This window comes from Dapis brunnea BLCC-M229, assembly GCF_050015995.1.
GTDB lineage: Bacteria > Cyanobacteriota > Cyanobacteriia > Cyanobacteriales > Microcoleaceae > Trichodesmium.
Genome location: NZ_JBNHEP010000272.1, coordinates 1 through 21,748 on the forward strand (window position 1 = coordinate 1; position 21,748 = coordinate 21,748).

General features: G+C 34.2%; 11 protein-coding genes. 9 read left to right on the top strand and 2 right to left on the bottom strand.

The genetic code is table 11. From position 1 onward, the window contains the following. Positions 1 to 699: 699 nt before the first annotated feature. Positions 700 to 1,794 carry a filament morphology actin-like protein FcmB gene (gene fcmB / locus ACP6PM_RS31415; RefSeq protein ID WP_426590794.1) on the bottom strand — a complete coding sequence of 365 codons (1,095 nt, stop codon included), beginning with the start codon at positions 1,792 to 1,794 and terminating at the stop codon, positions 700 to 702. Between the two features lie 642 nt (positions 1,795 to 2,436). Here fcmB and ftsH2 point away from each other — a divergent pair. From ftsH2 to ACP6PM_RS31435, 4 genes are all read left to right on the top strand, one after another. Further along, positions 2,437 to 4,320, top strand: a complete 1,884-nt coding sequence (ftsH2, locus tag ACP6PM_RS31420; RefSeq protein WP_426590795.1) for an ATP-dependent zinc metalloprotease FtsH2 — start codon at positions 2,437 to 2,439, stop codon at positions 4,318 to 4,320. 2,038 nt (positions 4,321 to 6,358) lie between these two features. Continuing rightward, on the top strand, positions 6,359 to 7,339 hold the full coding sequence (locus ACP6PM_RS31425) for a glycosyltransferase family 2 protein (protein ID WP_426590796.1): 981 nt from the start codon (positions 6,359 to 6,361) through the stop codon (positions 7,337 to 7,339). Between the two features lie 57 nt (positions 7,340 to 7,396). Continuing rightward, complete coding sequence (locus tag ACP6PM_RS31430; RefSeq protein WP_426590797.1) at positions 7,397 to 9,271, top strand: glycosyltransferase family 39 protein; 1,875 nt, start codon at positions 7,397 to 7,399, stop codon at positions 9,269 to 9,271. A 48-nt stretch (positions 9,272 to 9,319) separates the two neighbouring features. Beyond that, complete coding sequence (locus ACP6PM_RS31435; RefSeq protein ID WP_426590798.1) at positions 9,320 to 10,591, top strand: hypothetical protein; 1,272 nt, start codon at positions 9,320 to 9,322, stop codon at positions 10,589 to 10,591. A 1,250-nt stretch (positions 10,592 to 11,841) separates the two neighbouring features. Here ACP6PM_RS31435 and ACP6PM_RS31440 read toward each other — a convergent pair. Next, positions 11,842 to 13,689, bottom strand: coding sequence for a DUF6798 domain-containing protein (locus tag ACP6PM_RS31440; protein WP_426590799.1), 1,848 nt, complete (start codon positions 13,687 to 13,689; stop codon positions 11,842 to 11,844). Between the two features lie 362 nt (positions 13,690 to 14,051). Between ACP6PM_RS31440 and ACP6PM_RS31445 the strand changes: the two genes are divergently transcribed. From ACP6PM_RS31445 to ACP6PM_RS31465, 5 genes are all read left to right on the top strand, one after another. Further along, entirely contained in the window at positions 14,052 to 14,192 is a 141-nt protein-coding gene (locus tag ACP6PM_RS31445) for a hypothetical protein (protein WP_426590800.1), read from the top strand. A 286-nt stretch (positions 14,193 to 14,478) separates the two neighbouring features. After that, positions 14,479 to 16,074: a hypothetical protein gene (locus ACP6PM_RS31450; RefSeq protein ID WP_426590801.1), complete on the top strand. Its 1,596-nt coding sequence runs from the start codon at positions 14,479 to 14,481 to the stop codon at positions 16,072 to 16,074. Positions 16,075 to 16,364: 290 nt separating this feature from the next. After that, positions 16,365 to 17,321 carry a lysylphosphatidylglycerol synthase transmembrane domain-containing protein gene (locus tag ACP6PM_RS31455; RefSeq protein ID WP_426590802.1) on the top strand — a complete coding sequence of 319 codons (957 nt, stop codon included), beginning with the start codon at positions 16,365 to 16,367 and terminating at the stop codon, positions 17,319 to 17,321. 960 nt (positions 17,322 to 18,281) lie between these two features. Further along, positions 18,282 to 19,592, top strand: a complete 1,311-nt coding sequence (locus tag ACP6PM_RS31460; protein ID WP_426590804.1) for an aminopeptidase P N-terminal domain-containing protein — start codon at positions 18,282 to 18,284, stop codon at positions 19,590 to 19,592. 1,058 nt (positions 19,593 to 20,650) lie between these two features. Continuing rightward, the gene (locus ACP6PM_RS31465) at positions 20,651 to 21,712 is read left to right on the top strand and encodes a GAF domain-containing protein (protein ID WP_426590803.1); all 1,062 of its coding nucleotides are present in this window, start codon (positions 20,651 to 20,653) and stop codon (positions 21,710 to 21,712) included. The last annotated feature ends 36 nt before the right edge of the window (positions 21,713 to 21,748 follow it).

Consider the following 21,748-nt stretch of genomic DNA (forward strand, 5'->3'; position numbering starts at 1 on the left):
TAAATAATTAAACAGTTTAGGTTAAAAGCCTCCCCTTTCAAGGGGAAAAAAGCGGCCGAGGGATGGCGAGGTCTCCTCGCCATCCCATCCTAGGTCATGCTCCGAAACGACCGCTTTTTCTCCATGAATGGAAAGGCTTTATACCTTAATTTTTCGGTAAATATTGTTTTGTTTGAGAAACATCTTAGCTGCTATAAACAATAATCCAGTTTGTAATCCAATATTCAACTTTACTTTACTACTTTTAGGGGACAAAGAAAATTTCTTTTCTACTCTGTCCCCATTATTTTTGAGTTCCAGATACAGAAACAACTACATAATAATTAGGGCTTGCTAATCAAATCTAAAAGCATTTACATATCAAGGCTAAAGCCATTTTTGTGCGAAAAAAGTGCCAGCTTTTTGCTTCCTTAAGGTCACACAAGTGAGGATATTGAGCAGACAAGGGCAGAAAAATTGAGGGACAAATATATCCGACTACATCCTCTGTAATTCCTATTTCTCCTGTACCTCGCCAATCCGATGGCTCCCCTACCTGACTCGGTCCTCCTGACTCCTACCTTCACCCATAAGACTTATTCAGCAAACGCTAATTATGGTGCTCTACTCAATTTGAGATTGGGTTTTGACATTGAGGTAATTTATATTCTACTATACCGCCTCAAATACCTTGAATCTAATGCTCAACTAAGCAACAACTTACTTAGATATTGCTAATTGAGCTTCCCCATAGATGTATTGTCCCAGAGCATTTGCTTCTCTAGGTGGTTGAGCCAAATGAGCTTTCAGACCTGCCTCTTGGAGTAGCTTTTGCAAATCTTCCTGGAAAAAATCTGCCCCACCACCAGTAAGAACAACATCAGTTACCCTTTCTGGTATCCACTTAATTAAACGGTCACAAAGTTTAGCCGCAAAAACCTTACGCAATTCAGGTACAATACCATCTAGATTAATAGGTTTTGTTACACCTCTAGGACGATAGGAACGCTGACCTTCAGGTTTATGGACAGCTTCCAACAAATACAAGGACTGAGCATCTGCTCCTTCAATCTTAGCAGCCACATCTTCATAAAACTGGCTCATGGCAAAAGGTTCACTCTTAGAAGCAGCCCTAGCAAACCGGAAACGATCTACCATCAAGAAATCGGTAGTTTGATGGCCAATATCAACAATAGCAAGAGATAATTTGGGCAATTCTGGCTGAAATTCTTTACCATGATTAGCCTCAGTCCATAGCAAACTACCATATCCTTCTGGCATGACCCAAACTTTGTTAATTCTAATTTCTACAGGTTCACCGCCTCGATAAGACATTTTATGAGGACATTGCAGTTGGCTAATAATCTGTGTCTTTTCCTTTTCAAATTGTTCTTGGGAATAGAAAGGTAAACCTATGACAACCGAAAATTCTCCTTTGAGCTGAAAATAGCCAGCACAGGCCAAGATTTTAATTAAAGCATCTTCAACTTTAGACTTAGCAAAAGATCTCTCATCACCAAATAGATTAGCTCCAAAGTCAGCACCAAGTTGACCTACAGCATATCCAGAACCTTGATATTCCAACCACATATCTAATAAAGGGTCTGTAGGTTTAGACTCAAAATTACCAGCTCTGACTTGTTCTACAGTTAATTGTTTGACATTGGCTGGAATAAAAACTACACCATTTGGGGTACGACTCACACAAGCTTTGGCAGCTGTTCGTCCTAGGTCGACACTAAGAATTGCTTTTTTACTAACATTGGCTGGTTTCTGGGTCAGCATTGCTGCTGCTGCTGGCTGTTTAATTACCATTAGGCTCTATTACCTCACTAAACTCTTAAATCAAAATACTACCGTTATTAAAAGTCCTAAATTTCTATTTATATATTTATATATCTATATATCTATAAATTTAGCGAATTAAGACAAACGGCATGAAAGGCACTAAGGGACTCAAATCGCCTGACAAAATTAATAATTGTACAAGATAGAGTTACAGTACCTTCAGAAATTCCAGTCAACTGGATAATAATTCATAAAAATATAATCACATAAGATAGGTCTTTATTTTGTCAGTCTTACCTCGACTGAGTGTTATAGCGCTAGGGAATAGGGAATAGGGAATAGGGAATAGGGAATAGTAAAGTGTGAAAGGGTTTCAGAATTTAGAAATGTCCTAACCTTAATGCGTAGCGCTATAGCGTTTGCCTAGCATTCCGAAGGAAAGCTCCTCCGTTTGCGCAGCATTCCCCAGGAAAGGAGGCACTATAACACTACGCCAGTTGCTTCAACTCGGGAGACCTACCCAAGGTATTAACTCCTCCATACCATAGAAAAAAGCATTAAGCTTGCCCTAATCTCTATTGTTAAGTTACATTTAGTTAAGATTATGAGTGTAGAAAATTACACTTTTTACTTATTTAATGCAATTTTACTAAAAGAGGCCATTTTTTGATGAAAATTTCTTGGAGAACCATTGTACTTTGGAGCCTGCCAGCTTTGGTCATTGGTTTTTTTATCTGGCAAGGGGCATTTGCCCAAACAGCAGTAAATATGGGTAGTAACACTGCTAGAACCCGTATGAGCTATGGCAGATTTTTGGACTACTTACAAGCAGATCGAGTTACAAGCGTAGACCTCTATGATGGTGGTCGTACAGCTATTGTGGAAGCTGTAGATGACCTGAACAACCAAGTGGAAAGATTAAGGGTAGATTTACCTGTTAACTCCCCAGACCTAATTTCTCGTCTGCGAGAAGCAAATATTAATTTTGACAGCCATCCTCCACGCAACGAAGGAGCAGTATGGGGTTTATTAGGAAATTTGATTTTCCCAGTTTTATTGATTGTGGGTCTGTTCTTCTTGTTCCGTCGCTCTAGTAATGTTCCTGGTGGCCCTGGACAAGCAATGAACTTTGGTAAGTCTAAAGCTCGCTTCTCAATGGAGGCCAAAACAGGTGTTTTATTTGATGATGTGGCTGGGGTTGATGAGGCCAAAGAAGAATTACAAGAGGTTGTGACTTTCCTGAAAAAACCAGAAAGATTTACAGCAGTGGGAGCCCGTATTCCTAAAGGTGTGCTGTTGGTAGGTCCTCCGGGAACTGGTAAAACTTTGTTGGCCAAGGCGATCGCTGGTGAAGCTGGTGTGCCATTCTTCAGTATTTCTGGTTCGGAATTTGTGGAAATGTTTGTTGGTGTGGGTGCTTCCCGCGTGCGCGACCTTTTCAAAAAAGCTAAGGAAAACGCCCCCTGCATTATCTTTATTGATGAAATTGACGCTGTGGGTAGACAACGCGGTGCTGGTATTGGTGGTGGTAATGATGAAAGGGAACAAACTCTTAACCAACTACTAACTGAGATGGATGGTTTTGAGGGTAACAGTGGAATTATTATTATTGCTGCGACTAACCGTCCTGATGTTTTAGATTCTGCATTGTTGCGTCCCGGTCGTTTTGACCGTCAAGTTACTGTTGATGCTCCTGATATTAAGGGTCGTTTATCAATTCTAAATGTTCATGCTCGTGATAAGAAGCTAAGTAATGAAATATCTCTAGACGCGATCGCTCGTCGGACCCCTGGTTTTACAGGTGCAGATTTAGCTAACCTATTGAATGAAGCTGCTATTCTGACTGCTCGTCGTCGCAAAGAAGCAATTACGATGCTAGAAATTGATGATGCTGTAGACCGAGTGGTTGCAGGTATGGAAGGTACTCCGCTCATGGATGGTAAGAGCAAGCGACTTATTGCTTATCACGAAGTTGGTCATGCTATTGTTGGTACTCTACTTAAAGAACATGACCCCGTGCAAAAAGTTACTTTGGTACCTCGCGGTCAAGCTCGTGGTCTCACCTGGTTTATGCCTAATGAAGAGCAAGGTTTAATTTCCAGGTCACAAATTCTGGCTCGCATTAGTGGTGCTTTGGGTGGTCGTGCTGCTGAGAAAGTAATTTTTGGTGATGCTGAGGTGACAACTGGTGCTGGTAATGACTTACAACAGGTTACAGGGATGGCACGTCAAATGGTGACTCGTTACGGTATGTCCGATCTCGGTCCGATGTCTCTGGAAACTCAACAAAGTGAGGTATTCTTGGGTCGAGACTTAATGACTCGTTCAGAATATTCTGATGAAATTGCTTCTCGAATTGATGCTCAAGTTCGCACCATTGTAGAACATTGCTATGAAGACGCTTGCCAGATGATGCGGGATAACCGGGTTGTTATAGATCGTTTAGTCGATCTGTTAATTGAAAAAGAGACTATTGATGGTGACGAATTCCGACAAATTGTCGCTGAGTACACCAATGTTCCTGAGAAAGAACGTTATGTTCCAATCGTTTAATTGAGTTTCTGCATTTCAATTTAATATAGCTATTTTAGGATGGTAGATTACTCTATCTAAATAATAGTTTAAGTGCCGAATCTACCGGTAAAAAAAAGAACTAAGAGTTAAGTAGTTTGTTCTCTTTACTTTTAGTTCTTTTAATATGAAATATAATGTTATACAAAGCTTGACATACTCTCCGGTCTGAAGACACAGAGATTCTCCGCTTGACATACTCTCCGGTCTGAAGACACGGAGATTCTCCTGAAAACAGGATTCTTGGTTCAACAACTCCACTTAAACCAAACATCTTGAGATATTTAGTCCAGAGATGGTTCTCAGACCAAGGGTTTGCTCTATTCCAAAAGCCTGTAGACCTATGCCCTACGGTACAGTTCAAACCTTAAAAAAACTTTGGTTCTCTGGTACTTGGTGCTAGTTTGCTACCATTAGTAGCTAGGTTTTTAGAGCGGTTGAATACCTTTGCCTCTTATATCAGCAGATCACAAAGTCCCCCTAAAAAGCCAGGGCCTTTTCATTCTCACTTTAGGTGCAGAATTATAGACTAAGGAGCAGATTTTGCCCCATATTTGGCCTAATATTAGCTTGATTGGCCATTTATGCTTGATGAAATAGTGCGATCGCTTAGTTGTACATAGCATGAGCGCCACCTAGCAATGGCAAACCAACCCACCTACTGCGCTCAAACTCTCCGGAATAGTGCGCTCCACAACCCTTTGTAATTTTCCCCTAAGCAAGGCTTTCCTACACAATGCTACGCGGGAGGACTATTTCTATAGAACCCCTAAGCGTATCTTTGTCAGAGACCTGCGTTTTTCACTAGTCCTCAGTCGGACCAAGTCAGGAGGCACGGAGGACTGAGTCAGGAGGCACGGAGGACTGAGTCAGAAGATGGAGGGAAGGCATAAGGGAAAAAGCTCCTGGGACCCCGCCCCCTTCGGGTATCTCTTTCAGAGACGCTGCGTGAACGGCAGTTCTGTGACTGTCGCTTAACCCGAAGGGCGCACTGCACTCACTGTCGCACGGCGCACTTGGTAGGACACCAAGCAGGTTGAAAAATACTCCCCACCTCCCTATCTCTTTTTAAGGGGAGAAAATTTCCGACTCTATCCTTGTATAGCAGTTGTCATTACTGGCGCGGACATTCTGGCTCCTCTTAAATTTAGTCACATCCAGAATTTAACTTCGTCTCTTCTAACTCCTGACTTCTAACTTCCTTCTACTATAGGAGAGAGGTTGGGTAAAAAATATAAAATGGTGCGTTGACAGATTTTTAAATCTCTATCAAACCTTAGATTTTAGCATTCTAATGCATCCTAGATTAATACACACTTTTAGCTGTGGTAGTCTACACTATCGCCAACAAATTGAACCAGAGAAAATGCTTATGGTTCCTGAGCTTCATCTTGAGGGTAGTAGTTTAAGAGGAATTAGCCGAAAGTGTGAATCTTGCCTATAATATAGTAGTTAGTTTGGTGAGGGCAGTCTTGACAATATTCCGATGAAAAAAAATATTATTACAAACTGTAAACCTTTCCCTAAAAAAACTCTAATTATTAGATAATAAAATTATTGTTTTGTGATTGAGGATATGAATTTTAGTTAGAGTTTGAGGTAGATAGGTGGCGCTGGTAAATATGTAAATATAAAGATGAACTGAATGCGCCAAGAACTATCGATCGGGCAAAATCTCTAAGTACCATAGAGTTGAAGTTTCATTTTCCATGCAATGTAGGTGAGTCTCTTAGCAAACATATCCGTAAAAATGGCCATCGAAGACATGAGCAAAACTACATTCGTGTCCAATGCGATCGCCAAGCAAGTTGATTTTTACGATTCACCTGGATATAGTCAGGAGATTAAAGCTCTATCTCTCAAAATATAGGTCAATTTTTAAATTACCAACGCCAAAGAGGTTGACAAAAGTAAAAAAGAAAGTAAAGTTCAGGTTGCCATAGATAAGTCAAGCTACTGCACTACTGAAAGCGGACAAACTACGCCAGTTACCCAAAAGAAATAAAGAGAAAAAAGATTAATGACTAAACTAATTATACAAATTCCTTGTTATAACGAAGAAGCTACTTTAGGATTGACTCTAACTGAATTACCTCGACAACTTCCTGGTATAGATAAGATAGAATGGTTAATTATTAATGATGGTAGTATTGACAAAACTGTAGAAGTCGCCAAAGCAGCAGGAGTCGATCATATTGTTAATTTTGAATATAATCAAGGATTAGCAAAAGGTTTTATGGCGGGAATAGAAGCCTGTTTGCAACATGGAGCTGATATTATTGTTAATACGGATGCTGATAATCAATATTGTGCAGCAGATATACCTAAACTAATTGAACCAATTTTAGATGGAAGAGCAGAAATAGTGATTGGTGCTAGACCAATTCAACAGATTAAACATTTTTCACCAATCAAGAAATTGTTACAAAAAATAGGTAGTTTAGTCGTCCGTATTGCTAGTGAAACAAATATTGCTGATGCTCCTAGTGGTTTCCGTGCTATTACTCGTAATGCAGCACTACAATTAAATGTTTTTAATGAATATACTTACACACTAGAAACTATTATCCAAGCTGGGCAAAAAGGAATGACAATTATTTCTGTCCCCATTAGAACTAATGGTTATTTACGACCATCTAGATTAGTTAAAAGCATTCCGGCTTATATCCAAAGATCTATTTTTACGATCGTTCGGATTTTTATGACTTATAAGCCTCTAAAGTTTTTCACAATTTTAGGGACTATTCCCTTTAGTTTTGGTTTCCTTTTATGTGTACGTTGGTTCATTCTATACTTGAGTGGCACTACGAGGTCTCATGTCCCTAGTTTAGTCTTAGCTGCAATTTTAATTTTAATGGGATTTCAGTTATTTATTTTTGGTCTAATTGCTGATTTGATGTCAGTTAATCGTAAGCTTTTAGAAGATATTCAGTTAAAATTACGTCGTAATTTTTTAGCTAACTCATTAGAAAAAAAACCTAAAAATTATGATTTTGATTAGCTTTTCTTGGTAAAAATTTGCTGAATCTTTTTAAAAATCATTATTGAAATATTAAAAATGATAATTCTTCCTATCTTATCCTTAGTTTTAATTTTTGCTCAATTATTAACTCAAAAAAATGATTGGCGTGATTGTTTTTTTAAAGCAATTGTTTTATGGGGAATATTTTTAACAATAATAACTGAATTACTTAGTCTATTTGGTTTATTTCAGTATTTTTGGGTGATAGCAGCTTGGTTATTAATAAATTGTTTATATATATTTTTACTAACAAAATATTCGTTAAAAAAACATATAAATAATCTTAAAATATGGTGCAAAAGCTTACTGGGATTATCACCAATGTCAATACTTTTGCTCACCTGTATAACAATTATTGTGTTCTTAATTGGTATAAATGCAATAATCGCTGCACCAAATCACTCCGATTCAATGGAGTATCATTTACCTCGTATATATTATTGGATTCAAAATCATACTGTCGCTCATTATCCTACCTATAATTTATTTCATCTCTATCAAAATCCTTGGTCAGAATATGCCATGGGTCACTTTCAAATTCTCAACAAAAGCGATCGCTTTGTGAATACGATCCAGTGGGGTAGCATGGTAATGAGTGTCTTGGGTGTTTCTATTCTTACCAAACAGTTAGGTGGTAATATTCGCTCTCAAATTCTCGCTAGTGTTTTTGCTGTAACTATTCCTATGGGAATTCTACAAGCTTCTGGTACTAATAACGATCTTGTAGTTACTTTTTGGTTAATTTGTTTTGTTTACTTTACATTTACAACCTTAGAAAACGGTATATCTAAGAGTAATATTCTGTTTTTAGGGTTTAGTTTAGGTTTAGCTATTTTAACAAAAGGTACGGCTTATATTTATGCTTTCCCATTTTGTATTTGGTTATTGTTGTGGGGGATTAAGAATTTAAAATGGCAAGCTATTAAACCTATAGTTATTATTTTATTAATAGTATTAGCCATTAATTTAGGACATTATTTAAGGAATTATGCTCTTTTTGACTCTGTATTAGGAATGGCAGGTACGGGAGAAACAAATAAAGATATCGGTGTGTTGATTTCTATCTCAGGAATATTAAAACATTTATCATTGCATGCTGATATTGTCAGAAATCTACAATTAGAAAAAATTATTTCTCCTCTTACGGGTTTAACGAATAAAGTATTAGAAATTATTCACGGAGTATTAGGAATAGACTTATTCGATCCAGCTTTAACTAGCCCTAAGGCAAGGAGATTTTATGTTCCTGGCTTATCTACTTATGAAGATACTGCTGGTAATCCTTTGCATTTATTGTTAATAATAGGGTCATTTTTTGTATTAACTTTCAATAAAAAAATATGGACAAATAAACTTTTAATTAAATATGGGATAGTTCTAGTTGTAGGTTTTGTTTTATTCGCAAGTCTTTTAACATGGTCTCCTTATCGTTGTCGATTACATTTACCTTTATTTATATTATTTTCTCCTTTTGTAGCTATTGTATTTTCTAAATCTTTACCGAAACAGATAAACTATTTCTTGGCAATACTTGTTTTATTTCTTTCTTACAAATGGGTTCTATTCAATTCGGTAAGACCATTAATTGGGGAGAACAATATTTTTCAAAGTTCAAGAACAGAACAGTATTTTGAAACTCAACAAAAATATCAAAAATTTTATTTAGATGAAGTTGTGAGAGTAGAATCAAATCAATGTAAAAATATAGGGTTAACTTTTAAAAATACTTCTTTTGAGTATCCTTTATTAGTTTTATTAAATGAAAATTACCCCAAACAAATTCAACATATAAATATGGACAATGAATCTCAAATATTAGTCAAGAAAGATTCTAACTCTAGTTTTCAAAACTTAAATAATGATTGTATTATCAATATAGATAGGAATAAGTTAAAAAAACCAGAGAATTAATAATTCAAATCAACTACAAAAAGTTATTATTTTATTCATGGTTTTAGGGTGCATAGTTCGATAAAAAATTATTCTCGTTTTTTAAAGATATTTAGTGTAGTTGTTCTTTCTCAATTAACAGTCGTATTTACTATCAATCTATTAGTAGATCCTTATAAAATTTATCGGATTATCAATATTGAGTATTTTAACCAGGAAAAACCTTTGATTGAAAAACAAGGAATGCGTAAAGTTAAGAGTATTGATATTGAACAAGGTAACTATGAAATTCTCTTATTAGGAACATCAAGGGTACAGAATGGATTAAATCCTCGTTCTCAAGTTTTTGGTTCTAAGAAACCATACAATGCGGGATTACCTTCAGCAGGAATCTATGAACTTCACCAAATTATAGATTTTGCTCGAACCAGAAAAAACTCCCGCTTGAAAACGGTGATATTAGGGTTAGATTTTTTCTCTTTTAATAAAAAAATAACTGTTAGTGGTGACTTTAAGGAATCAAGATTCGCTAATAAAAATGTTTTTATTGCCAGTATTCCTGACTTACTTTCTCTGGAAATTTTACAATCATCTATTGATACTCTAAAATTTAATTATAGAGGAAATAAAGCTAATTATTACGACGATCTAGGTACAAGAAATAGGGAATTACCAAGTCTCAAGCATCGAAAATTATTTAGGAAAATCTTATCTCAAAACATGATTTATCAATCATTATATGCTGGTTTTGAATTAAGTGATGAAAGATTAAAAGATTTTAATAATTTAATTGAGTATTGCTACAAACATAATATTGAATTATATCTATTTATATCTCCTGTTCATGCAAAACAGCTAGAAACAATTCGGTTGATGGGATTAAATCCTCAATTTGAGGACTGGAAGCGAGACTTAGTTAGAATTATTGCTGAACAGTCAAGAAAAAATCAGGATAAACCACCAATTAATTTATGGGATTTCAGTGGCTATAATACTATAACCATGGAAATTGTTCCGCCTCTGGATAGTGAAAATCAAATGAAATATTTTATAGATTCATCTCATTATAAGAAAATAGTTGGTGAAAAGATTTTGGTGAAAATTTTAAATTTACCCAAAGATGATGAAGATGAATATCCTCAAGATTTTGGTGTTTTAATTAATCAAGATAATATTGAGACTCATTTAACAAAAATCCGTAATGATGCAAAAATTTATCAGAAAAATTTTCCAGAAGAAATTGCTGGGATAAAACAATTAATTAAAGAAACAGAAGAAAAGCGTCTATCTAATCTTAAGAGATTTAATAATCAAGTTGAAAATGAAAATATAGAAATATAGCAATATAGAACTATAGCAGTTTTAGCAGGAGTATTTACATAAACTCAGCCTATTTTAACCGATTTTTTGTGATTTATTTCTAGATTTTTTTGTTCTATTTATGGAAAATGAATCTCAAATATTAATCAAAAAAGATTCTAACTATAATTTTCAAAAATTAAACAATTATTGTATTATCAATTATAGATAGAAGTGAAGTAACTTAAAAAAATTAACATAATCTACATTGCCAAAAGATACTATTAGTTGATATTTAGGCGCATTCAAAAATATATTTATTAATCCTGGAAGCTTGGCCGTATATGGTCTATCTTGGGTTCTTTTTCTCTGTGGATACACACAAAAAATAGTACAAAAAAAGAGGTTTCAGCTTTTCGTATTAATTCTGCCAATTTTACTGAAATTGATAGCTTCTATTCTTCAAAAATACACATTTACAACTTCGTCGAGCTTGGCTTATCTTCCAGGAGGAAGATCGCTTTTATTTATTCTTCCATCCTTGCTTGTATTGGTTGCTTAAGGTCTAGATTATCTCAAGAAAAGGGTTCACAAATTTGTATATATTGGTATAGTTTTTGTCCTTTTTCTTAATCCAGTCTTTATCGCATCGAACAATTTCCAGAACCTGATAGTAGGAGAAAATATTAGGCCAGTTATTGAATATATTGTTGATAAGTCTAAATCCAACGACAAAGTCTATTTATTCTATAGAACAAAGCATCAATTTGATTATTATCAGCACCGATTTCACAATTCAAAAAATTTAGAAACTATTAGGGGAGTTGGAGGTAAAAATAGTTTTGTCCAAGACATCGAAAATTTACGCGGTAATTCAAGGGTGTGGTTTTTGTTTTCCTGCACCTTGGAAAGAAGCTTAAAAGACAAAGAATTTACTTTAGATTATATTCAAAGCTTGGAGTGTTCGGTTAAATTAGATCCCTTGGAAAAGAAAGGTGCATCAACTTATCTTGATGACTTGAGTAGATGCTAGAAAGTCTATGATACCTCCGGTTCATAAAAACACCTTTCATTAAAACAACCCAGTCAGTATGATAAGCAGATGAATTTAGGCTTTATGTCAATGCTTGTATAGCTCTATAATAGGGTTTGCTGAAAAAGTCTTTTTAAGGAGTAGGGGAGTAGGTAGGGACGTTATAAATCAAGATTTGCTAATAAAAATATTTTTCTTAACACTATTCCTCACTTACTGCCTCTCCAAACTTTACAATCATATATTGATACTATAAAATTCAATTACACTTATAAATCACCCATTTTTCATCTTCTATCAGTTTTTCTAATGGTAGATTTGAATGCCAATTAGTCTTAGTTAAGATATAATCAGCACCAAAATCTTTCGCAATTCTGATAATTTCTTCATTACTTAAATTCTGATATTTTAAATCTAAATTACGGAAAATAATTCTTTTTTCCCACTCTAAATCCACTAGAATATTATAAAGTTCAGACCATTGTTTTATTCCTTTATCAGTGTAGGGAAAACTTTTGAAACTAAAAACTACAGATCTTTGAGAATAAAGGCGAAATTGATTTTGAGAAGGAGGAATCAAAATTAAGGAATCTTTGGTAGTAAGATTTCTAAAATTCAATGCGAGACGGTTGCTTGGGATCTGAGAATAATTAATTTGGGGTAATCTTTTATGTAAGAGTTGGAAAAAACCTAAATAAAAATAGATCAGAGAAAATATCGCTGCAGTATAAATAGTTGGATTAATCCTTACATTAAGTTTTTTTAGTAGTAATTGTTTTTCTTGTAATAAAAAAGGAATTAATAAAATTCCTAAAGAAAGTAATTGTAGAAAAATAATTTCCAATACTGTTGAAATTGATGTTGAAGGAGCATTGAAAATAATCAAACTTAATAAGCCAATAATTGCTACAGAAGTAAATAATCTGGATGTTGTTAATTTTAACCAATCAAAAGTTTGCAAAATTACAATTATTAAAACTACTGAAAAAAATAGCATTCCGTTATTATTGGTAGTCGGAATAGTCGGAATAAGAAGGAGCAGTAAACAAATTGCCGGATTCCCTTTTTGATAGTATTGAGTAACTGCAACACTGATAACTATAAGTGTGACAATTTTTGCAAAAGGAGTTGTTCTCGCTAATTGCAATTTTGCAAATAAAGATATAGGGTTGACTTCAACAAAAACATAATTAACAGCAAGTGCCAACAAAGTTAAATATATAATGATACAAAGATTTTTTTTATCATCAGAAGTTAATAAATCTGAGGTTTTAATTAATAAAAAAGTACCAGTAATATAAAAAATAAAACTCTTCCATTCTTGAATCAGAAACCGAGAAGGAATTATATGGTGAGGATGGCGAATATAACCATACCAATAAATAAATTCTGAGTCACTTAGAATTTCACCATTAGTTGCTCCTGTTAACTTCATGGGAACATAAACTAAACAAGCAAAGCCTACAAATATTACCAAAGAAGTTATTAAAGTTTTCAGAGAATGATTTTTATGTGCAGATCTCAATAATATAGGAATAAACAAACACCCTGGTAAAAAACCAACTAAAAATTGTAAAAGACAGGCCAATCCAAAAAATAAGTACCCTCTAAACCAGTTATTACAAAAGCAATAATAAATTCCCCAAATTGCCAACCCCATTGCAAAAATACTAGGAGTTGGTTCAGTTCTAAAAATGCTTGTATATCCAAGTGTTGCTTCTAAGTTATGTGTATTTAAAACTAAAAAAGCCAGTAGTGCTCCTGATAAAATAGAATGACCAAACTTTTTCCCTATGAGATATAAGCTTGTTACAAGGGAGGAAAAAGCCATTATATAGTAAAGTAAGTAGGTCAAGGATAAACCTAAACCTAGGCTAGCTGTTAAAGATATTAATTTTTGATAGTAGTATCTTGGTGTAAAATTTAAGAATTCTTGAACATAAAAATCTTTACTATAAATTTGAGGATCGATGAAAGCTTGAACATATGGAATTTCAACTGAAACATTGGAAGAGTTAAAAGAATAACCATAAATAATCAGTGAACCAGTAATTACAAGTATATAGATAGCAACTTGTTTTGGTAAATTAGTTTTTGTTAAGATCATTAGACCTCTGCGAAAATTAATTTCAAATGTTTTAATTTACTAAGCAAAAACTTAGTTTCTGGAAATGTCTATTGATATATCTATGTGTCTAAATCTAATACAATTTCACTAAATGGCTGTCACACATAAAGCCTCTATTTGTGACTTATTTAAAGTGAAATTTTATAATATAATGGATCTTGTATGATAAGATTAGATCATGTTAAATTTTGTATAAAACTCTGATGCTGATTCTCTAGTGCTAATATTACTAATTGAGGTGAAGAAAAATCTTTTGAACAGACAAAGGATTGAGGTCCTAGATTAAGCATTATAGCGCTTTTTAAACCTCTAATCAGCTTTGTTTATGGTGAGCGTTATCGGTGGTGAACCGTAAATCTTACATCCAGATGATGGAGGGAAAAGCTCAAGAAGCAGAAAAATTAGGACGTATGAGAGTCATAGTACAGGATAATGGCCTTATACACAAATGTCAGGAAGTTCAAAAGTTATGGTCAAAGTAGGAATATTAGGTTTATACATCTTTATTTCTGCCTAAATATTGTTCCAAGATCAACTCAATTGAATTGGAGTGGCAATATCTCAAAAAAGATAACTGTCCCGACAAATGTTTGACGACAAGTTAGACCTTGCTTATGGAATTTATGGATGGAGTGACTGGGAGGCTAGAAAGAGGACAATACAGTACAGAACCGATTAAATTTAACTCTCGAACTAGGGTTTAATTTTTCGTCACATACTGATAAATTTCCCCGCCGACCTACTTAAAATTAGATTGATATATTATTAATGAACAGAAATATATTTGCTCAAGAGGCGATCGCCCAAATACCTAAAATATTGACTTTAATGGATCGAAATGTTCATAGCTATAATTATGGCTGTTTTGATCGAAATTTTTGGCAGTATAAAATTATAGATTTTCCCAGTGGAATGAGCCAAGAATTTGTTTTTCCTCTAGCTTTAGCTTATAAAACCAATATTCCTGAAAATCATTTTTATGGTCAAGAAATTATTAGAGATTGGGTAGAAGCGGGAATTTTATTTGCCGCCAAAAGTGCTCATAAAGATGGCTCTTGTGATGATTATTTTCCATTTGAAAGAGCAGGAGGAGCAGCAGCATTTTCTTTATTAGCTTGTATTGAAAGTTATAAGTTAATGGAATTAGATAATCCAAATGCTTTAAGATTTTTTGAAAAAAGAGCTGATTGGTTAGCACATCATCAAGAAAGTGGCAGATTGACAAATCATCAAGCATTAATTGTTTTATGCTTAGAGTTACTTTCTGATTTATTAAAAACTGATAAATGGAATCAAAGTAAACAAGAGCGTTTAGAACAAGTTTTATCATGGCAAAACCATGAAGGTTGGTTTCAAGAGTACGAAGGATGTGACCCAGGTTATCATACTTTAACTATTTCTTGTTTAGCATGGATTTATGAACTTAATCCTAATATCGATCTAAAAGGTGCTTTAGCGAAAGCTGTTGCTCTTGCTAGTCATTTTGTTCATCCAGATGGCTCTTATGGTGGAGAATATACGAGTCGTAATACTTATAATTTCTTTCCCTATGGCTTTGAATTAGTTGGCAAATGGATGCCAGAAGCATTGAATATTAACGATCGCTTTTTAGAGGGTTTAGAAAAAGGATTAAATCCTTGTTATGCAGACGATCATATAGTAGGACATCATACTTGGAATTACCTTTTAGCTTGGCGTGATTTTGTTGAAGTTAGACCTGATTTATCCCCTCGCCCTCAGGGAAGATTTCATTTAAAAGAAGGAGGTATTTTAATAGATAGGAGGGAAAATACTGAACTTTATCTTGCTCTTAATAAAGGGGGAGTTTTTAAACTATTTCGTGACAATAAATTAATTGTTTCTGATACTCAATTTTCTCTTTTAATCAAAGAAAGAAATCAAGTAAAAAATGCAGTAGCTCATTTAGTTAGCTCTCGTTACAAAATTGAACTAGGGGAAAATGAAATTATTATTCAAGGTTCTTTAGGTTGGGCAAAACAAAAACAAATGACTAGCTTTAATTTAATTGTTTTAAGAATAGTTATGTTTACACTAGGACGTTTTTTCCCAAATTTAATCCGTAAAATGCTGCAAAAAATACTGATTACTGGTAAGAAAAATGCTCCTTTTGGATTCTATCGTTCTTTACAATGGAATAATGGTAATTGGGTTGTTTACGATCAATTAACTGCACAGTCATGGGATTCTGTTATTGCAGGAGGAATAGGTTGCGATCAAACTTCTATATATGTAGTTATGAGTCGAACTTTTCAAGAAGGACAACTACAACGTTGGCTCGATCTTACTCCACAAATAAAACAACTTGAACCAAATCAAAATTTCACATTAGAAAGAAAATTATAAGTAACTAAATAGGGCTTGCTGATTAAATCTAAAAGCATTGACATATAAATACTTTAGCCTTTTCGGGGTTAAAAAAAGTGCCTGGTCTTCAGTCTAAAACGCTCAAAAAGTTAGTATCTTAGGCAAGAGTTTGGCAGAAAAATCAAGGGATAATTCTTACTTCTACCTCCTCTAAATTCCTATTTATTCTGTCTCCTGTCTCCTGTCTCCTGTCTCCTGTCTCCTCCCCCTACTAAAAGACTTTTTCAGCAAACCATAAATAGTAATAATTAATCATCTAATAAAATTCAATGAAAAAATATATTTCTATTGCCGTAAGCGTTGCTATTCTACTAATTATTTACTCTAAAATTGATCTACAAAATTTAGCAAAAGTTTTTGCTAATTGTGATGGTTTAATAATGTTTTTATCCTTAGCAATGGTAATTCCCATTACTTTATTTACCTCATGGCGATTACAACAATTAATGCCTAAAGGAAGCGATTTAGATTTTCTGGAAGCAAATCGTTTGATTTTAGGTGCTAGTGTTTTGAATATGGTTTTACCGTCAAAAATGGGTGATATTGCTAAGGCTTATTTTATGAAAGATAGAGGACATTTAAGTGGTACTCTATCTCTCTCCTTAGTAGTTTTTGAAAAAGCCTGTGATATGTTATCACTACTTTTATGGTGTGTATTTGGCTTGATAGTTTATCCTGACAAGAATTCTCTTTTCTGGTTGATGACTATAGGAGTAGGAGTAGGTTTAATATTAGGTTTAATTCTCTTAGGTTCGAGAAAATTTGCTATAGTTTTTTTTGAAACTGGGATTAATCTTTTACCTAAAAAAATAGGAAAAAAATTACAGAGTTTAAAAGAATCATGGTTGCAAATGCATGATTATTTTTGGGAGGATAAAAGACAATTAATTAAAGTTGCTACTACTTCTATTTTTATTTGGTTTCTACATTTATTTCAAATCTGGTTATTCATTTTAGCTCTTAAAGCAGATGTTCCTTTTTTGACTAATTTAGCCTTATCTCCTCTGGCAATTTTAGCTGGTTTATTACCACTTACTTTTGCTGGAGTGGGTACTCGTGACGCTGCTTTAATTTTATTTTATCAACCCTATTTTGGAGAAGCGACAGGAGCAGCTTTAGGTTTATTATGCACTTCTCGTTATTTTCTTCCTGCGATTATTGGTTTACCCTTTTTAGGAGAAATGATGGCAACAGTTAAACAAATGAAGCAAAATAAACAGCTTTAATATTATAGCACTTCCCAAAAAGCGTGAGGTACAAAGTTTTTGAACTTTAGGACTCAGGAGACAGGAGTCAGGAGAGTGGAGTTAAATATCAGGTGTATTAGGTGTACCTCATGATTCCGAGAAATGCTATATTTTTTGAACTTTAGGACTCAGGAAACAGAAGTCAGGAGAGTGGAGTTAAATATCAAGTGTATTAGGTGTACCTCATGATTCCGAGAAATGCTATATATTTAACCTCGAGTAAATAATCAAGGTAGTTACTCGAGTGTTTCATCTTAAAAGTTACTTTCGGAAAATGCTGGGATCTACCTATAATTTCTTATACCAATTCCCAAAAGTATTGCTATACTTAAGTCGTACTTCAATTATTCAGTAATTAACACAGAGAAAATAACTTTTTTGCTAAAAATAGCCCAGTTAATGTTTATTATTCTTATTTTGTACGGACGTTGCATCCAACGTCCCTACCACCACACAGACCACACGGACAACACTTCCCCACCCGATCGGATATAGCATTCTTTTTAAGAAATGGTATTATTTTAGCTGAAACAGTCCACTACATTAATGCACACTTTTAGCTGTGTCAGTCCAGTAGGTTAAGTTCCAGAAGGTAATATCAAGTCCGGTAGCATCGGTATTGTAAGGTAAGGATAAGGAATAGGGAATAGGGAATAGGGAATAGGGAATAGGGAATAGGGAAGAAGGCTGAAAAACCTGAAAAAACTTAATATTGTATATATTCACGCTTCGGTTTACACTCTTCGATACCAAAGAGACGTCTCCGGAAAAGAGGGAGTAGGGAGTAGGGAGTAGGGAGTAGGGGGAAAGAATTGATGATTTTTGCGTATGGGGTTGATTTGATTTTTGATTATTATCTAGATGTCTAAGGATAACCCAACAGATACTAAAAAATTTGATATGATTTTTGTTGATTCCTTACTTCTTGGTTCTAAAAATATGACAATTAACAAAGAATATAAGCAACGACGGGAAAATTTAATGGCAAAAATTGGCGATGGTACGGCTATTTTTAGAAGTGCGCCGATGGCTGTCATGCACAATGATGTAGAATATTCCTATCGTCAAGATAGTGATTTTTTCTATTTAACGGGTTTTAATGAACCGGAAGCTGTAGCGGTTATTGCTCCTCACCATGAAAAGCATAAATTTGTTTTGTTTGTACAACCAAAAAACCAGGAAAAAGAAACTTGGACTGGTTATCGCGCTGGTGTGGAAGTTGCTAAAGAAAAATATGGTGCGGATGCAGCTTTTCCTATTAATGAATTAAATCAAAAGTTGCCCGAATATTTGAAAAAGGCAGATAAAATTTATTATCGTTTAGGACGCGATCGCCACTTCAATGAAACAGTGTTTAAACATTGGCAAAATTTGATGCGAGTTTATCCAAAAAATGGCACAGGTCCGATCGCAATTCAAGATGCGGGTACGATTTTACATCCGATGCGTCTGGTTAAAAGTGCTGTGGAATTAGAGCAAATGCAGAAAGCTGCTGACATTGCTGTTGATGCTCATAACCATGCCATGAAATTTGCTCAAGCAGGGCATTTTGAATATCAAATTCAAGCGGAAATGGAGTATATATTTTCTCGTCATGGAGCTACTCCTGCTTATCCTTCTATTGTTGCTTCTGGTGCTAATTCTTGCATTCTTCATTACATAGAAAATAATCGGCAAATGCGAGAAAATGATTTGTTATTAATTGATGCTGGAGCTGCTTACAATTATTACAATTCTGATATTACTAGAACTTTTCCAATTAGTGGGAAATTTACACCGGAACAAAAGATTATTTATGAGTTAGTTTTAAGGGCGCAACTAGCAGCAATTGAACAGGTAAAACCAGGAAATCCTTATAAGCAAATTCACGATACAGCAGTGCGAGTTTTAGTGGAAGGATTGATAGATTTAAAAATGTTAAGAGGGAATATTGATGAGATAATTGAAAAGGAAAAATATAAGCCTTTTTATATGCACAGAACCGGACATTGGTTAGGTTTAGATGTGCATGATGCAGGTGTTTATCAATGGGGAGAAGAACCGCAAAATTTACAACCAGGACAAGTGTTAACTGTGGAACCTGGTATTTATATAGGTCCTAATATTAAACCAGTGGAAGGTCAACCAGAAGTATATGACCGTTGGCGCGGAATTGGGGTAAGAATTGAGGATGATGTTTTGGTTACAGCGGAAGGATGTGAAGTATTAACTGCGGGAGTTCCTAAGTTAGTTGAGGAATTAGAAAAGTAGGTTTTAGGTACTAGATCGTAGGTTGGGTTGAGGTGCTCACACAGATTATGGCACGGATATACGGATTAAGAGGTATAACGTAGCTTGCTTCCCGTCAGGGTAACCCAACAACAATTTTGCTCCCCATCTCTTCATCTCCTGTACGGACGTTCCATGCAACGTCCCTCCTACTCCCTAATGCACTATTTTAGCTGTGTCAATCCAGTAGTCTACCGAAATCAAAACCGCTTTCATTAATGGATAATGGATAATTGATAATTACCTCGGGTTTTAACCGAGAGGATTGAATATAACAGACATCTCCGAAAATAGTCAAACACTTACTCTAACTATCTTTCGGGGAGCGATATAGCTGCCGCTAGGCTCCGCCAACGTAAATACTTAAGATAGTTAATTTTTACGGTAAAATCAATATTATAGATACTTACTATTAAAAACTAGCTCAAACATAGCAATATAAATTCAATAATTGCTAGAGCAAGCGAGAGTGGTTTAATACTACAAAATTAATGTACCTATTCGTAATCTAACAAGACCACAAAATGATATTTATAAACAAAACTGAAATATTACCAAATTATAGCACTACTTTTGGGAATTGGTATTATTCAAAAACACTCTCAATATAAGAGACTGTTTGTAAAGGAAATATAAAAAGGAGATAGTTCAATAATAATTAATTATTAATTATTAATTATTAATTGTTTAAAAACAGTCTCTAAACCTAATCATAGAGAGATTGAAGCACTACTTATAACTATTCAATCGAACATGATATAATTTTTGACTCTGACATTTTTTGGTAAAACCTATTGTTCCGTACTTTAAAACGTAATATAAAACAGTATAATCCAGCAATCAGGAGGGAATGGTAATTGCCAATAATCTAAATAAATTAAGTACAAATACTTAATATTTTCCTGATAGTTATTTTCTTACTAAAGCCAATAACCAGTATTTTTGGGTATAAATACCTGGGAAGTCACTTTTTTTGTACTACTTTTTATATTGCAAATTGAATTACAAAATCTGGGATAAAAAATTATAATTCAGATGAAATGAATAGTAAAGAAGATATTATTACAACAGAAACAGTCAATTTAACTAATTGCGATCGGGAACAAATTCACATTCCGGGTTCGATTCAACCTCATGGGGTTTTACTAGTTTTGCAGGAGCCAGAGCTTAAGATTATTCAAGTTAGTAGTAATACAGAAACATGGCTAAATATTAATCCAGAAAATCTGCTCCAGCAAAATATCAGTTCTCTTTTATCTCCTCATCAAATTGATTCTCTACGCAATAATTTGGCAGGAGATTTTGAATATCTTAACCCTTTACAATTAGAAATTAAATGTGGGGATAAAACTAGACTTTTTAACAGTATAGTTCATCGTAATGATGGGGTTGTAATTCTGGAGTTAGAACCTTGTAAAGTTGAATTATATCAAGATTTTTTCCGTTTTTTTCAACTGACTCGCAACAATATTACTCAAATTCAAAAATCTGCTAATCTACAAGAACTTTGTTCAATTGTGGTAAAAAAAATCTCCGAATTAACTGGTTTTGACCGAGTAATGATTTATAAGTTTCATCCCGATAATTCTGGAGAAGTTATTGCCGAAGAAATACGGGAAGATTTAGAATCTTATTTAGGTTTGCATTATCCTGCGACTGACATTCCTCAACCAGCACGACGTTTATATAGCAAAAACTATCTGCGGATTATTCCAGATATTAATTATCAACCTGTAGAATTATTTCCTAAAAATAATCCAGTTACTAACAAACCCCTAGATTTAAGTTTTTCTGTATTACGGAGTGTTTCACCAATTCATATAGAATATCTCCAAAATATGGGTGTTATTGGTTCAATGTCAATCTCTCTTGTGAAAGAAGGAAAATTATGGGGACTAATTGCTTGTCATCACAAATCAATTAAGTATATTCCCTACGATAAACGAGTGGTTTGTGAATTTTTCGGCCAAATAATGTCGATTCAGATTCCAATTATGGAACAAAATGATAGTTTAAATTATAAAGCTGTCCTCACGTCTGTTCAATCTGAGGTGATAAAGATTATTTATGAGTCAGAAGATTTATTAAGAGACTGTTTGTAAAATAAGTATTAAGAGAACATGCGAGTGACTAAAATC

What these genes read in the sequence shown, in the direction of transcription:
- fcmB (WP_426590794.1), bottom strand. Translation starts at nt 1,794, where the DNA reads ATGGTAATTAAACAGCCAGCAGCAGCAGCAATGCTGACCCAGAAACCA.
- ftsH2 (WP_426590795.1), top strand. Translation starts at nt 2,437, where the DNA reads ATGAAAATTTCTTGGAGAACCATTGTACTTTGGAGCCTGCCAGCTTTG.
- ACP6PM_RS31425 (WP_426590796.1), top strand. Translation starts at nt 6,359, where the DNA reads ATGACTAAACTAATTATACAAATTCCTTGTTATAACGAAGAAGCTACT.
- ACP6PM_RS31430 (WP_426590797.1), top strand. Translation starts at nt 7,397, where the DNA reads ATGATAATTCTTCCTATCTTATCCTTAGTTTTAATTTTTGCTCAATTA.
- ACP6PM_RS31440 (WP_426590799.1), bottom strand. Translation starts at nt 13,689, where the DNA reads ATGATCTTAACAAAAACTAATTTACCAAAACAAGTTGCTATCTATATA.
- ACP6PM_RS31450 (WP_426590801.1), top strand. Translation starts at nt 14,479, where the DNA reads ATGAACAGAAATATATTTGCTCAAGAGGCGATCGCCCAAATACCTAAA.
- ACP6PM_RS31455 (WP_426590802.1), top strand. Translation starts at nt 16,365, where the DNA reads ATGAAAAAATATATTTCTATTGCCGTAAGCGTTGCTATTCTACTAATT.
- ACP6PM_RS31460 (WP_426590804.1), top strand. Translation starts at nt 18,282, where the DNA reads ATGACAATTAACAAAGAATATAAGCAACGACGGGAAAATTTAATGGCA.
- ACP6PM_RS31465 (WP_426590803.1), top strand. Translation starts at nt 20,651, where the DNA reads ATGAATAGTAAAGAAGATATTATTACAACAGAAACAGTCAATTTAACT.